At 70.5% G+C, this 13,220-nt stretch carries 11 protein-coding genes and 1 pseudogene; 4 read left to right on the plus strand and 8 right to left on the minus strand.

Going from position 1 to position 13,220, the window contains the following annotated elements; translation table 11 throughout:
• Nucleotides 1-105: 105 nt before the first annotated feature.
• From QQK29_RS17420 to QQK29_RS17450, 7 genes are all read right to left on the minus strand, one after another.
• Complete coding sequence (locus QQK29_RS17420) at nucleotides 106-909, minus strand: tyrosine-protein phosphatase (protein WP_284296790.1); 804 nt, start codon at nucleotides 907-909, stop codon at nucleotides 106-108.
• A complete protein-coding gene (gene ndk, locus QQK29_RS17425) occupies nucleotides 909-1,334 on the minus strand; it encodes a nucleoside-diphosphate kinase (RefSeq protein ID WP_284296792.1) in 426 nt (141 codons plus the stop codon). Before ndk ends, QQK29_RS17420 begins: the two co-directional genes overlap by 1 nt.
• The gene (locus tag QQK29_RS17430) at nucleotides 1,331-1,762 is read right to left on the minus strand and encodes a DUF4233 domain-containing protein (protein WP_284301847.1); all 432 of its coding nucleotides are present in this window, start codon (nucleotides 1,760-1,762) and stop codon (nucleotides 1,331-1,333) included. The genes ndk and QQK29_RS17430 overlap by 4 nt, the downstream gene beginning before the upstream one ends.
• On the minus strand, nucleotides 1,759-3,147 hold the full coding sequence (locus tag QQK29_RS17435) for a bifunctional folylpolyglutamate synthase/dihydrofolate synthase (protein ID WP_284301848.1): 1,389 nt from the start codon (nucleotides 3,145-3,147) through the stop codon (nucleotides 1,759-1,761). Before QQK29_RS17435 ends, QQK29_RS17430 begins: the two co-directional genes overlap by 4 nt.
• Nucleotides 3,144-6,407: an isoleucine--tRNA ligase gene (ileS, locus tag QQK29_RS17440; protein ID WP_284301849.1), complete on the minus strand. Its 3,264-nt coding sequence runs from the start codon at nucleotides 6,405-6,407 to the stop codon at nucleotides 3,144-3,146. Before ileS ends, QQK29_RS17435 begins: the two co-directional genes overlap by 4 nt.
• Nucleotides 6,408-6,679: 272 nt before the next feature.
• Entirely contained in the window at nucleotides 6,680-7,729 is a 1,050-nt protein-coding gene (locus QQK29_RS17445; RefSeq protein WP_284296794.1) for a DUF1648 domain-containing protein, read from the minus strand.
• Entirely contained in the window at nucleotides 7,726-8,079 is a 354-nt protein-coding gene (locus tag QQK29_RS17450; protein WP_284296796.1) for a GntR family transcriptional regulator, read from the minus strand. Before QQK29_RS17450 ends, QQK29_RS17445 begins: the two co-directional genes overlap by 4 nt.
• Before the next feature lie 136 nt (nucleotides 8,080-8,215).
• Here QQK29_RS17450 and QQK29_RS17455 point away from each other — a divergent pair, with 136 nt between their 5' ends.
• The 4 genes and pseudogenes from QQK29_RS17455 to QQK29_RS17470 all read left to right on the plus strand — a co-directional run bounded on the left by QQK29_RS17455 (nucleotide 8,216) and on the right by QQK29_RS17470 (nucleotide 12,361).
• Complete coding sequence (locus QQK29_RS17455; protein WP_284296799.1) at nucleotides 8,216-9,022, plus strand: hypothetical protein; 807 nt, start codon at nucleotides 8,216-8,218, stop codon at nucleotides 9,020-9,022.
• Between the two features lie 82 nt (nucleotides 9,023-9,104).
• Nucleotides 9,105-11,727: pseudogene (gene valS / locus QQK29_RS17460) on the plus strand (valine--tRNA ligase).
• A 2-nt stretch (nucleotides 11,728-11,729) separates the two neighbouring features.
• The gene (locus QQK29_RS17465; protein ID WP_284296801.1) at nucleotides 11,730-12,170 is read left to right on the plus strand and encodes a GNAT family N-acetyltransferase; all 441 of its coding nucleotides are present in this window, start codon (nucleotides 11,730-11,732) and stop codon (nucleotides 12,168-12,170) included.
• Nucleotides 12,170-12,361, plus strand: coding sequence for a hypothetical protein (locus tag QQK29_RS17470; RefSeq protein ID WP_284296803.1), 192 nt, complete (start codon nucleotides 12,170-12,172; stop codon nucleotides 12,359-12,361). Before QQK29_RS17465 ends, QQK29_RS17470 begins: the two co-directional genes overlap by 1 nt.
• A gap of 60 nt (nucleotides 12,362-12,421) precedes the next feature.
• On the opposite strand, the gene QQK29_RS17475 is transcribed toward QQK29_RS17470, so the two are convergent.
• Complete coding sequence (locus tag QQK29_RS17475) at nucleotides 12,422-13,219, minus strand: class I SAM-dependent methyltransferase (protein ID WP_284296805.1); 798 nt, start codon at nucleotides 13,217-13,219, stop codon at nucleotides 12,422-12,424.
• Between the last annotated feature and the right edge of the window lies 1 nt (nucleotide 13,220).

The raw sequence follows: 13,220 nt of genomic DNA on the forward strand, positions 1-13,220 counted from the left end.
GGCCTCCGGCCCGGCGCTCCTCAACCAGCTGAGTTGGCCGGGCTCAGGTGGCTGAGGAGCGCCGCGCAGCGACGCGTCTCGAAGACTCCTCCGTCGTGGCGGCCGCTACTCGAGGAGCCGCTCGCGGAGGTGATCCTGCTCGGCGTGCGAGATGCCGAGCGCGACCGTGAAGTACTGCTCGATCGTGCCGTACTCGGCGCGCATGGTGGCGAACGAGGTGTCGAGGTAGCTGCGGTCGACGCCGAGCACGGGCACGAGCAGCTCGCGCGGGGCCCCGTGCGCCTCGAAGCGCCGGAAGAGCGGCTCGAGCGCCGGCAGCAGTTGCTCGTTCGTGAGCAGGTACTCGCGGTAGACGTCGTCCTCCGACACCCCGAGCAGCGTCAACAGCGCCGCGGTCGCCCAGCCCGTGCGGTCCTTGCCCGTCGTGCAGTGGTAGAGCACCGGCAGGTCGTCGTCGTGAAGCAGCAGGCGGTAGAAGGTCGCCAGTCCCCGACGCGCGCTCGGCAGCGAGATGAACTCGCGGTAGGCCGCGCGCATCGCGTCGTCGCCACGACCGCTTTCGAGGAAGGCGAGCGCCTTCGCCGGCTCCCGGAAGAACGCCGCCATCTGCGCGGGAACCGCGATCTCGGAGTCGGCGAGCACATCCTCGAGCAGGCGACGCACGCCCTCGAGCACGCGATCGGGCTGGCTCTCGCGTTCGAGCGAGGTGCGGAAGTCGACGACGCTGCGGATGCCGAGCGCGACGACGGCATCCGCATCCGCTTCATCCAGCCGATCGAGCGCCGTCGAGCGGAACAGCACCCCGGTGCGCACGCGGCGCCCGTCGGTGGTCGGCCAGCCGCCCGCGTCGCGCAGGTTCGGCAGGGTCGCGAGAACGATGGCCTCGCCCGGCCCCGACAGCTCGGGCATCAGCCGCGCGGGAACCAGAGGCCGAGCTCGCGAGCCGCCGACTCGGGCGAGTCGGAGCCGTGCACGAGGTTCTGCTGCACCTTGAGACCCCAGTCGCGCCCCAGGTCGCCGCGGATGGTGCCGGGCGCCGCGCTTGTCGGATCGGTCGTGCCGGCGAGGGCGCGGAAGCCCTCGATGACCCGGTTGCCCGCGACGCGCATCGCCACGACGGGCCCCGACTGCATGAACTCGACGAGCGGCTCATAGAACGGCTTGCCCTCGTGCTCCTCGTAGTGCGCGGCGAGCAGCTCGCGGTCGGCCTGCAGCAGGCGGATGTCGACGAGCTGGTAGCCCTTCGCCTCGATGCGGCGCAGGATCTCGCCCGTGAGGCCGCGGGCGACACCATCCGGCTTCACGATCACGAGGGTCTCTTCGATGTCGGTCACGGGGTGTCTCCTTCTGGCGAGGTTGCGGGTGAGGGGGTTCCGGATGCCTGAGCGGCCAGCCAGGCCGCCTTCTGGCGGTCGATCTGGCGGCCGCGCACGAAGCAGTACACCCAGAGGGCGAGGAAGGCGGCGCCGACCAGGAACATCATCGGCTCGAGCAGGCCGGTCGCGATGATCGCGAGCTGCAGCACCGCGCCGAACCAGACGCCCCAGGTGTAGCGCTGGAGGGCCGCCGCGATCACGAGCACGACGATGAACATCGCGCCGTAGACGAGCGCGAGCCAGTCGGGATCGAGGCGGTCAAGGCCGAACACCACGAGCGACGCGAAGAACATCATGGCCGCTTCGAGACCGAGGGTGATCGAGAGGAGCGTCTCGGTGAGACTGCGCTCGCGCCGCACGCGGCCGGGTCGTCGGGCGTCGGTCATGGCTTCCACCCCTCGGCGGCGGCGAGCGTGAGCGCCTCCCCCACGAGCGTGATCGAACCCGTCACGACGACCGCGCGGCGCGGCGACTCGGCTGCCCAGGCGCGTGCGGCGTCCATGGCATCCGCGAACTCCTCGTGCACGAGCACGGCGTCGGGCTCGACGTCGTCGCGCACGAGCTCGGCGAGTTCCTCGGCCGGGATCGCGCGCTCCGAGCTCGACCGGGTTACGTCGACACGGGCGGCCACCGAGGCGAGTTCGCGCACGATGCCGTGGGCGTCCTTGTCGGCGAGCACGCCGAGCACGATCACGTACTCGTCGAAGTCGAAGTACTCGCGCAGCGCGGCCGCGAGTGCGGCTGCTCCGTGCGGATTGTGGGCGGCGTCGACGAGCACCGTCGGCTCGATGCCCACGAGCTGCAGGCGACCGGGGGACGTGACCTGCCCGAGTCCCTCGGCCACGACATCCTGATCGAGCGCCACCGTGCCGTCGCCCAGGAACGACTCCACAGCGGCGATCGCGACGGCGGCGTTCTGCGCCTGGTGGTCGCCGTAGAGCGGCAGGAAGACGTCGCGGTAGCGCCCCACCCGCCCGCGGATGTCGACGAGCTGCCCGCCGACGGCGACGGTCGTCGATTCGAGGGCGAAGTCGACGCGCTCGATCGCGAGGCTCGCCTCGTCCATGCGGGCGGCCTCGCGCAGTTCGTCGAGCGCCTCGATCGGCTGGATCGCCGTGACGACCGACGCCGAGGGCTTGATGATGCCGGCCTTGGTGCGCGCGATCTCGGTGATCGTCGACCCGAGTCGTTGCGTGTGATCGAGCGCGATGGGCGTGAACACGGCCACCTGCCCGTCGGCGACGTTCGTGGAATCCCACTCGCCGCCCATGCCCACCTCGAGCACGATGACGTCGACGGGTGCGTCGGCGAAGCACGCGAAGGCGAGCACGGTGAGGGCCTCGAAGAAGGTGAGGGTCTCCTCGCCGTCGGCGGCGAGCTCGGCGTCGACGATGAGCAGGAACGGACGGATGTCGTCCCAGTTGCGCGCGAACGCCTCGTCGCTGATCGGCTCGCCGTCGATCATGATGCGCTCCGTCACGCGCTCGAGGTGCGGGCTCGTGAGCAGTCCCGTGCGCAGCCCGGTGGCACGCAGGAGCGACTCGATCATGCGGCTCGTGGAGGTCTTGCCGTTGGTGCCCGTGATGTGCACGACGGGCGCGGCCCGGTGCACATCGCCCAGCAGCTCGACGGCGCGTCGGGTCGGCTCGAGGCGCGGCTGCGGTGCCGACTCCCCCACGCGCCCGAGCAGCTCCTCGTAGGCGGCATCGGCCGCGCGACGGAACTCCGCCGCCTCGGCCTCCTCGTAGGGGTCCGGCTCGTCGGCACTCATGCGCGCTCCAGCTCGATCGTCACGGTGGAGGCATCGCCGACCGGCGTCGCTCCCCCACCAGCCTCACCCGACACCAGGCTGGTGGCAAGCGTCTCGGCCGCGATCAGCTCGCGGTGCGCCTCGATCGCGGCCACGGCATCCGCGTCGCCCGTGAGCGTGAGCCGGATGCGGTCGCTCACCTCGAGCCCGGCGTCCTTGCGGGCCTGCTGCACGGCGCGCACGACGTCGCGCGCGAGCCCCTCGGCGGCGAGCTCCGGCGTGACCACGGTGTCGAGCACGACGTAACCATCGCCACTCAGGAAATGGATCGCGAGGTTCGCATCGCTCGACGTAAGTTCAAGTTCGTATTCACCGGGCTCGAGAGCAAAGCCCGCCACCACGGGACTCCCGTCACCGGTGATTTCCCAGTCCCCCGCCTTCGAAGCTCGGATGACCGTCTGAACGTCCTTCCCGAGTCGCGGCCCCAAGGCACGGGCGTTCACTACCAGGCGCCGAGAGACGATGTTGTCCTGGTCCTCATCCTCGCCGCGCGCGCTGTCATTGAAGATAACTCGCCTGACATTGAGCTCTTCGCAGAGAACATCCGAGAACGGACGAATGTCGGGCCCGTGCACCCCCGTTAGTGTGATCGAGTCAAGTGGCAGACGTACGCGCAAACCATGCGCCTTGCGCAACGCGAGTCCCGCCGAGGCGACCTCGCGCACGCGATCCATCGTGCGCACGAGCTCGGTGTCGATCGGGAACTCGGCGGGGTCGGGCCAGTCGGTCAGGTGCACGCTCCGCCCGCCGGTGAGGCCGCGCCAGATCTCCTCGGTCACGAGCGGCAGCAGGGGCGCCGCGAGCCGCGTGTAGGTCTCGAGCACCGTGAAGAGGGTGTCGAAGGCGTCGCGGTCGTCTCCCACCCAGAACCGGTCGCGGCTGCGCCGCACGTACCAGTTGGTGAGCACCTCGGCGAAGTCGCGCAGCGCCGCGGCGGCGAGCGGTGTGTCGAAGTCGTCGAGGTGCCGCGTGACCTCCTGGATGAGCTCGCGCGTCTTCGCGAGCAGGTAGCGGTCGAGCGGATGCGAGGAGTCGGTGCGGCGGGCGGCCTCGTAGTCGGCGCTGTTGGCGTAGAGCGTGAAGAAGTAGTAGCTCGACCACAGCGGCAGCATGACCTCGCGCACGCCCTGGCGGATGCCCTCCTCCGTCACGATGAGGTTGCCGCCGCGGATCACCGAGCCCGACAGCAGGAACCAGCGCATGGCATCCGCGCCGTCGCGATCGAAGACCTCCGAGACATCCGGGTAATTGCGCAGCGACTTCGACATCTTCTGCCCGTCGGAGCCGAGCACGATGCCGTGGCTCAGCACGTTCTTGTAGGCCGGGCGGTCGAAGAGCGCTGTCGCGAGCACGTGCATCACGTAGAACCAGCCGCGCGTCTGCCCGATGTACTCGACGATGAAGTCGGCCGGGTTGTGCCCCGGTTCTCCGTCGACACCGTCGAACCACTCGCGGTTCTCGAACGGGTAGTGCACCTGCGCGAACGGCATCGACCCCGAGTCGAACCACACGTCGAGCACGTCCTCGATGCGGCGCATCCTCGAGCGGCCGGTCGGGTCGTCGGGGTTGGGGCGCGTCAGCTCGTCGATGTAGGGGCGGTGCAGGTTCGGCTCGCCCTTCTCGTCGCGCGGCAGCATGCCGAAGTCGCGCTCGAGCTCCGCGAGCGAGCCGTACACGTCGATGCGCGGGTAGGCGTCGTCATCCGACTTCCACACCGGGATGGGGCTGCCCCAGTAGCGGTTGCGGCTGATCGACCAGTCGCGCGCGTTCGCCACCCACTTGCCGAACTGGCCGTCCTTGACGTTCTCGGGAACCCAGTTGATCTGCTGGTTGAGCTCGCCCATCCGCTCCTTGATGTCGGGCACGCGCACGAACCAGCTCGAGACCGCCTTGTAGATGAGCGGGTTGCGGCAACGCCAGCAGTGCGGATAGCTGTGCTCGTAGCTCTTGACCTGCAACAGCCGCTTCTCGGCGCGCAGCTTCTGCACGAGCGGCTTGTTCGCCTCGTCCCAGCGCAGTCCGGCGACATCCGGCACCTGCGGCAGGAAGCGTCCGCCGTCGTCGAGGGAGAGCACCACCGGGATGCCGGCGGCGGCACTCGTGACCTGGTCGTCTTCACCGTAGGCGGGCGCCTGGTGCACGATGCCCGTGCCCTCGCCCGTGGCGACGTAGTCGGCCACGAGCAGCTGGAAGGCCTCCGGGCCGTAAGCGTCGAGATAGTAGTCCCAGAGCTGGTCGTAGCGGATGCCGCCGAGCTCGGCCCCGGTGAAGCGGCGCGGCTCGATCGCGGCGAGCGCGGCAGCGGCATCCGGGTAACCGAGGTCCTTGGCGTAGGAGGCGACCGTGTCGGCCGCGAGCAGGAACCGGGCGGAGTCGCCCTCCAGACCGTTCGCGGCGCCGGCCGGGCCCGCGGGAACCACGACGTACTCGATCGCGGGGCCCACGGCGAGCGCGGCGTTCGTCGGCAGGGTCCACGGGGTCGTCGTCCAGGCGAGCGCGTTCACGGCCGTGAGCCCGAGCGCCTCCGCCTTCTCCCCCACGAGCGGGAAGGTAACGGTGACCGACTGGTCCTGTCGCATCCGGTACACGTCGTCGTCCATGCGCAGCTCGTGGTTCGAGAGCGGGGTCTCGTCGTTCCAGCAGTACGGCAGCACCCGGAAGCCCTCGTAGGCGAGGCCCTTCTTGTACAGCTCGGAGAAGGCCCAGATGACCGACTCCATGAAGGTCACATCGAGCGTCTTGTAGTCGTTCTCGAAGTCGACCCAGCGCGCCTGGCGGGTGACGTAGTCCTGCCACTCCTGCGTGTAGTGCAGCACCGACTCGCGCGCCTTCGCGTTGAAGGCGCCGATGCCCATCGCCTCGATCTGGCCCTTGGTCGTGATGCCGAGCTGGCGCATGGCCTCGAGCTCGGCGGGCAGGCCGTGGGTGTCCCAGCCGAAGCGGCGATGCACCTGCTTGCCGCGCATCGTCTGGTAGCGCGGGAAGACGTCCTTGGCGTAGCCGGTGAGCAGGTGGCCGTAGTGCGGCAGGCCGTTGGCGAACGGCGGGCCGTCGTAGAAGACCCACTCGGGCGCTCCCTCGCGCGCCTCGACGGACGCCGCGAAGGTGTCGTCGGTCTTCCAGTGCTCGAGGATGCGCTTCTCGATCTCGGGGAAGCGTGGGGATGCGGGCACGCCCTCTCCGGCGTTCTCACCGGGGGCCGCGTTGCGGGGGTAGCTCATCCGATCCGTCCGTGTCGTGCGTGGAAATGTCACACGAGGACGACGGATGCCGCGGTACCACCTCGCTTGCCGCATCCGCTCTCCGAGGAGGCGTGTGCGACCGCTCATTCACGCGGTGACGGGCGCACCCGCTCGGGTCTACTGCCTCGCTCCTGGGTTTCGAGACGGCGCTGCGCGCCTCCTCAACCAGCGGAGAGGGGTTTCTTCCGAGGACTCCCCGGTGATGGCCGGATCGATGTCGGTTCGTCGATTCTAGCGGTGAATCGCGAGCGCTACCCGTTTCCGCGAGCGCTACCGGTCTGCGGGCCGCGCTCGCGGATTTCGGTAGCGCTCGCGGTGTACGCCGCGAGCAGGGCGGCGCCCGTCTCGGCGTCGTCGACGGTGACCACGAAGCGCCGTCCGTCGCGGCGTCGCACCTCGATCGCCTCGCCGCCACGCGTCACCACGCCGAAGCCGTTGCCGGGCGCCCAGCGCCACCCCCAGCCGCCGAAATCGGCGAGCGGCTCGATATGGGCCGTCTGCACGCGGTCGATGTCGGCGGAGCGGATGCGCACCCGCGGCCAGCCGAAGGGAAGGGAGCGTACGAGCAGTCCCGTGGCATCCACGCGCACCCGCCACACGGTGGCGATCGAGGCGAGGGCGAGCAGCAGCAGGGGCGCGATCGCGATGGGCCACAGCGCTCCGTCGCTGATGGCGATCGCGAATACGGCAGCGGCGAGCACGACGCCGAGGCCGCCGAGGATCGCGGCGAGCGCACCGGTGGGCACCCGCGTCGTCGCGATCCAGACGCTGCGCTCGCCGGGCACGAGCGTCAACGGCCGGGCGGGGGTCGCATCCGTTCCCGGGCGCACGGCCTTCGGCAGCACGAACCAGGCGGCCACCCCGACCAGCACGGAGCCGATGAGGGCGAGGCCGAGCCAGCCGTCGATGCCGGGGGCGTCACGGGCGTCGTCGAGTCCGCGCTGTACGGCGACGGATGCGGTGACGGTGCCGCCGACGAAGAGCGCGGTCACGAACGAGAGCACCGCGAGCAGCTTGTGGGTGACGGTCGGAGCCGCGCCGCGTGCCGTCGCCAGGAACGCCGCGAACATCGCCGTGAGACCCCCGGCGAGGCCGGCGGTGAGCGCGAGGGACGACCACGGGGCGCCGAATCCGTCGGGGCCGTCCGGCCCCCAGTGGATGGCGATCGGATCGGGCAGCTGCGGCAGCCAGGCGAGCTGGAGCGCGACGGCGACCGCTCCCGCGATGAGCGGAAGTCCGACGGCCACCACCCAGTACGAGAGGGGCAGGCGGGCGCGAGGCGGGCGGTCGGAGGCGGTCATGCGGGGTACTCCTCGCGGATCAGGGTGAGCAGGGTCTGGGGCGGAACCCCGGTGCGTCGTGCGTCGGCCACGAGGGCGCGCACGGCATCCAGCAGTTCCGAGCCGCGAGCGGCGGCGTCGGTGACGACGGCACCGCGGCCACGGCGCAGGTCGATGAGCCCTTCGTCGCGCAGCTGCTGGTAGGCCCGCAGCACGGTGTGCACGTTGACCTCGAGCGCCTCGGCGAGTTCGCGGGCGGCGGGAAGTCGGTCGCCCGGCCGCAGCGTGCCGCGGCTCGCGTCGGCACGCACGGATGCCGCGATCTGGTCGAAGATCGCCACCCCCGAGCCCGGGTCGATACGGATGAGCACGAGGCGATTCTATAGTTCTAGTTCATCTATAACAAGTCGGCTGCCCCGGGCTACCGTTCTCTCAGTGAATCGGCAGCGACGAGGCGAGGCCGCCGCTCTAGGCTGACCTGCAGAACACCGAGCGGGCGGAGCATCCATGAGCGACGACACCCCCACCCAGCGTTACCCCGACGGCTTCCCGCCGCCCGGGGGTCGGCCTCCGGGCGAGTCGGGTCAGCCGGACGCGGCACCCACCGGGCCGACGCAGCCGCTCGTGCCAGCGGAGTCCGGGCCGGAGTCGCTGCCGCCCGAACCGGCGCCGCCCGCCGCGTCACCCCTCGCCGATGCACCCACCGAGCGCTTCGCCTCGCCGGATGCGTTCGCCGCCGCGTCCGTGCCACCCGCCGTCGTGCCTCCCGCGGGCACGCCGCCGCCCGGCGGACGCACGAGCGACGACGAGCGCCGGAGCCGCGGCCTCATCATCGGGCTCGCGATCGCGGGCGGCGTGCTGCTGCTCGCGCTCATCGCGCTGCTCATCTGGCTCGCGACGTCGCAAGCGCCCACCGCCGAACCGACCGAATCGCCGACGCCCTCCGCGAGCTCCTCCGAGACTCCCACCCCGACCCCGACGCCGACCGAGACAGAGGAGCCACCCCCGCCTCCGCCGCCGGCCGACGCGATCGCGACCTTCACCGCATCCGCCGAGCAGGTCGACTGCACGGCCGCGGGAGGCACCTCCGTGCCGGTCACCTTCAGTTGGGCGGCAACGGGCAACCTTCTGTGGTTCGGCATCGGTACCGACGACGCAAGTGTGAATCCGTACGAGAGTGATCTGCCCCTCAATTACACGATGGACGTCGACTACCAGTGCGGCCAGCCCGGCCAACAGCAGCGCTACACGATCACCGTCGAACGCACCGACGGCACCCACGAGTCGAAGACGCTCATCATCCGCGAGATCTGATCCGCGCCGGTAGGATCACAGGGATTGCCACACTCAGGCACCCCGTGACGCGGTGCCGCATATATCGAACCGGAGTACCGCGATGACCGACGTGTCAGCCATCCCTGAGAAGCCCGCACTCGAAGGGCTCGAAGCGAAGTGGCGGGACGTGTGGGACGCGGAGGGCACCTTCCGATTCGATCGGGATGCCGCGCTCGCCGCCGGCAAGACCGCGGTCTTCAGCGTCGACACCCCGCCGCCCACGGCATCCGGCAGCCTGCACATCGGGCACGTGTTCAGCTACACGCACATGGACCTCATGGCCCGGTTCCAGCGCATGCGCGGCAAGCACCTGTTCTTCCCGATGGGCTGGGACGACAACGGCCTGCCCACCGAGCGCCGCGTGCAGAACTACTACGGCGTGCGCTGCGACCCTCCCTCCCCTACGTGCACGATTTCGTGCCGCCGCAGGAAGGCGGCGAGGGCAGCTCCGGCAAGGCTGCCGATCAGCTGCCCATCTCGCGCCGCAACTTCGTGGAGCTGTGCGAGCGCCTCACCGCCGAAGACGAGGTGCAGTTCGAGGAGCTCTGGCGCACCCTCGGCCTCTCGGTCGACTGGTCGCTCACCTACCGCACGATCGGCGACGAGGCGCAGCGCGCCGCCCAGCGCGCGTTCCTGCGCAACCTCGCGCGCGGCGAGGCGTACCAGGCGGATGCGCCGACGCTGTGGGATGTGACGTTCCGCACCGCGGTGGCCCAGGCCGAACTCGAAGACAAGGAGCAGCCGGCCGCCTACCACCGGGTGTCGTTCCACAAGGCAGACGGCGGCACGATCGAGATCGAGACGACCCGCCCCGAGCTGCTGCCGGCCTGTGTGGCTCTCGTGGCGCATCCGGACGACGAGCGCTACCAGCCGCTCTTCGGCACGACCGTCACGACCCCCATCTTCGGCGTCGAGGTGCCCGTGGTCGCCCACCACCTCGCCCAGCAGGACAAGGAAGCGGCATCGCCATGATCTGCACCTTCGGCGACGTGACCGACGTCGTGTGGTGGCGCGAACTCGGGCTGCCGAACCGCACCATCCTGGGCTTCGACGGCCGCATCCTGGCCGAGGCGCCCGCCGAGGAGCTGTTCACGGATGCCGGGCGCGCCGCCTACGCGGAGCTCGCGGGCAAGACCGTGTTCAGTGCCAAGGCCCGCATGGTGGAGCTGCTCGCCGAGTCGGGCGACCTCATCGGCGAACCGCGCAAGATCACCCACCCCGTGAAGTTCTTCGAGAAGGGCGACAAGCCGCTCGAGATCGTCTCGACCCGCCAGTGGTACATCACCAACGGCGCGCGCGACGAGAAGCTGCGCGACGAACTGCTCGCGGCCGGGCAGGAGCTGGCGTTCCACCCCGACTTCATGCGGGTGCGCTACGAGAACTGGGTGGGCGGCTTGACCGGCGACTGGCTCATCTCGCGCCAGCGCTTCTTCGGCGTGCCGATCCCCGTGTGGTACCCGCTCGATGCCGACGGCGAGCCGGTTCGCTCGCAGCCGATCGTGCCGTCCGAGGATCAGCTGCCCGTCGACCCCTCGTCGGATGCCGCCCCCGGCTACGACGAGAGCCGGCGCGGCGTGCCCGGCGGCTTCGTGGGCGAGCACGACATCATGGACACCTGGGCCACCTCGAGCCTCACCCCGCAGATCGCGGGCGGCTGGGAGACCGACCCGGAGCTCTTCGACCTCGTGTTCCCCTACGCACTGCGCTCGCAGGGGCAGGACATCATCCGCACCTGGCTCTTCTCGACCGTGCTGCGCGCCCGTCTCGAGCACGGCCAGACCCCGTGGCGGCACGCGGGTATCTCGGGCTTCATCGTCGACCCCGACCGCAAGAAGATGTCGAAGTCGAAGGGCAACGTCGTGACCCCGCAGGGCCTGCTCGACGAGCACGGTTCGGATGCGGTGCGCTACTGGGCGGCGTCGTCGAAGCTCGGAACGGATGCGGCCTTCGATCCGCAGAACCCGAAGCAGATCAAGATCGGCCGCCGCCTCGCCATCAAGGTGCTCAACGCGGCGAAGTTCGTGTACTCGTTCCCCGGTGCGACGCCCGCCCCGGTGGTTGAGGAGCGTCGCGAAGCGACGCGTCTCGAAACCACCGCCATCACGAACCCTCTCGACCTCGACATGCTCGCCGAGCTCGCGCGTGTCGTTACGGAGTCGACGCGCGCCTACGAGGCCTTCGACCACGCTCGCGCGCTCGAAGTGACCGAGCAGTTCTTCTGGACCTTCTGCGACGACTACCTCGAACTCGTCAAGGAGCGCGCCTACACGGGCGAGGGAGCCGCTCAGGCCTCGGCCGTCGCGGCGCTGCGTCTTGCGATCGACGTCATGCTGCGACTGCTTGCGCCCGTGATCCCCTTCGCCACGGAGGAGGTGTGGAGCTGGACGCACGACGGTTCCGTGCACACCGCCGCCTGGCCGACCGTCGAGGAGCTGCCCGCCACCGAGCCCCGCGGCCTGCTCGCGGCCACGAGCGCGGCGCTCATCGGCATCCGCCGCGCCAAGACGGATGCCAAGGCCTCGCAGAAGACGCCCGTCACGTCGGCTGTGCTGGCGGGGCCCGCGATCCTCGCCGAGGCGGCCGACGACCTCCGGGCCGTGGGACGCATCGCGCGCCTGGACCTGACCGAAGCGGACGAGGTCGCGGTGAGCGACGTCGTGCTCGCCGAGCTGCCGGAGGGATGACCATGCCCACGACCGTCCGTCCGCTCGCCGAGGGCGACGCCGCGCGCTGGCGCGAGCTGTTCCACGCCTACGGCGTCTTCTACGAGACCGAGTTCTCGAACGAACTGCTCGAGCGGGTCTGGGCGCTCATGATCGAGCCGGGCTCGGGCATCGACGCGCTCGTGGCCGAGCATGACGGGCAGGTCGTGGGCATCGCGCACTACCGCTCGCATCCCGACACCTTCTCGGGCGGCCGCGACTGGTACCTCGACGACCTCTTCGTCGACCCCGCCGCGCGCGGTGCCGGCGCCGGGCGCGCGCTCATCGAGCACATCGCCGAGCTGTCGGCGGGCACCGGTGGTTCGTTGCGCTGGATCACGGCCGACACCAACGAGACGGCTCAAGCCCTGTACGACAAGGTCGCGACCCGCACGCGCTGGGTCACCTACGAGATGAGGCGCTGATGCAGCTCGGAACCCGCTGGCCGGTGGGAGGCGCGGTGCCGCCCCGCCTGCCCGAGGAGCTCGTGGCCCGCATCCGCGAGGTCGAGGCGCGTCTCGATCCCGCGGATGCTGCCCGCATGCGCTGGACCCTCACCTGGCTCGAGGGCCGCCCCGTCGCCGAGCTCGACGACGGCACGATCCTGCGCGGCTGAGCTCCCGACGGCGGTTTTCGAGACGCCGCTGCGCGGCTCCTCAACCGCCTCGACACCGCACTACCCCCGCGCGAGGATCTCGCCGTGCGGGAACACCATCCAGGCGTTCGGGTCCTCGGCCCAGTGGGCCCAGGCCGTGCTGATGGCCTGCAGGTCGGCACGCGTCGCGAAGCCCTTGCCGATCGCGTCGTCGGCGAAGGCCGAGGCGAGCACGCGGTCGCGCCACATGCCGCCCCACCAGGTGCGCTCGCCGTCGTCGGAGAAGCACCACACGGATGCCGTCGAGGTCACCTCGGTGAACCCCGCCGCGCGCGCCCACTGCTTGAGCCGCCGCCCCGCATCCGGCTCGCCCCCGTTGCTGCGGTGCACGCGCTGATAGAGCCGCTCCCACGACTCGAGGCCGAGGGTGAGCGGATGCAGCACCACGCCCGCGTAGTCGCACTCGCGCACGGCGACGAGCCCGTCGGGGCCCACCACCCGGCGCCACTCGGCGAGCGCCGCGACGGGGCGCGCCACGTGCTGCAGCACCTGATGCGCGTGCACCACGTCGAACTCGCCGTCGGCATACGGGAGCGCATAGGCGTCGGCCACCACGAACTCGACGTTCGTCACCCCGCGCTCGGCGGCGTGGGCGCGCGCCTGCTCCACGACCTCGGGTGAGGCGTCGACCCCCACCACGCGGCCGGGCGCGACGAGCTCGGCGAGGTCGACCGTGATCGTTCCGGGGCCCGCGCCGACGTCGAGGATCGACATGCCGGGTCGCAGCTGCGGCAGCAGGTAGGCGGCGGAGTTGAGTGCGGTGCGCCAGATGTGCGACCGCAGAACGCTCTCGTGGTGCCCGTGCGTGTAGTGCTCCATG

The sequence above is a fragment of the Homoserinibacter gongjuensis genome, assembly GCF_030161875.1.
In the GTDB taxonomy this organism is placed as follows: Bacteria; Actinomycetota; Actinomycetes; order Actinomycetales; family Microbacteriaceae; genus Homoserinibacter; species Homoserinibacter gongjuensis.

Coding starts and splice junctions, on each gene's coding strand:
- QQK29_RS17420 (WP_284296790.1), bottom strand. CDS start 909: ATGCCCGAGCTGTCGGGGCCGGGCGAGGCCATCGTTCTCGCGACCCTG.
- QQK29_RS17465 (WP_284296801.1), top strand. CDS start 11,730: ATGCCCACGACCGTCCGTCCGCTCGCCGAGGGCGACGCCGCGCGCTGG.
- QQK29_RS17430 (WP_284301847.1), bottom strand. CDS start 1,762: ATGACCGACGCCCGACGACCCGGCCGCGTGCGGCGCGAGCGCAGTCTC.
- QQK29_RS17445 (WP_284296794.1), bottom strand. CDS start 7,729: ATGACCGCCTCCGACCGCCCGCCTCGCGCCCGCCTGCCCCTCTCGTAC.
- QQK29_RS17455 (WP_284296799.1), top strand. CDS start 8,216: ATGAGCGACGACACCCCCACCCAGCGTTACCCCGACGGCTTCCCGCCG.
- QQK29_RS17435 (WP_284301848.1), bottom strand. CDS start 3,147: ATGAGTGCCGACGAGCCGGACCCCTACGAGGAGGCCGAGGCGGCGGAG.
- QQK29_RS17470 (WP_284296803.1), top strand. CDS start 12,170: ATGCAGCTCGGAACCCGCTGGCCGGTGGGAGGCGCGGTGCCGCCCCGC.
- ileS (WP_284301849.1), bottom strand. CDS start 6,407: ATGAGCTACCCCCGCAACGCGGCCCCCGGTGAGAACGCCGGAGAGGGC.
- QQK29_RS17475 (WP_284296805.1), bottom strand. CDS start 13,219: ATGGAGCACTACACGCACGGGCACCACGAGAGCGTTCTGCGGTCGCAC.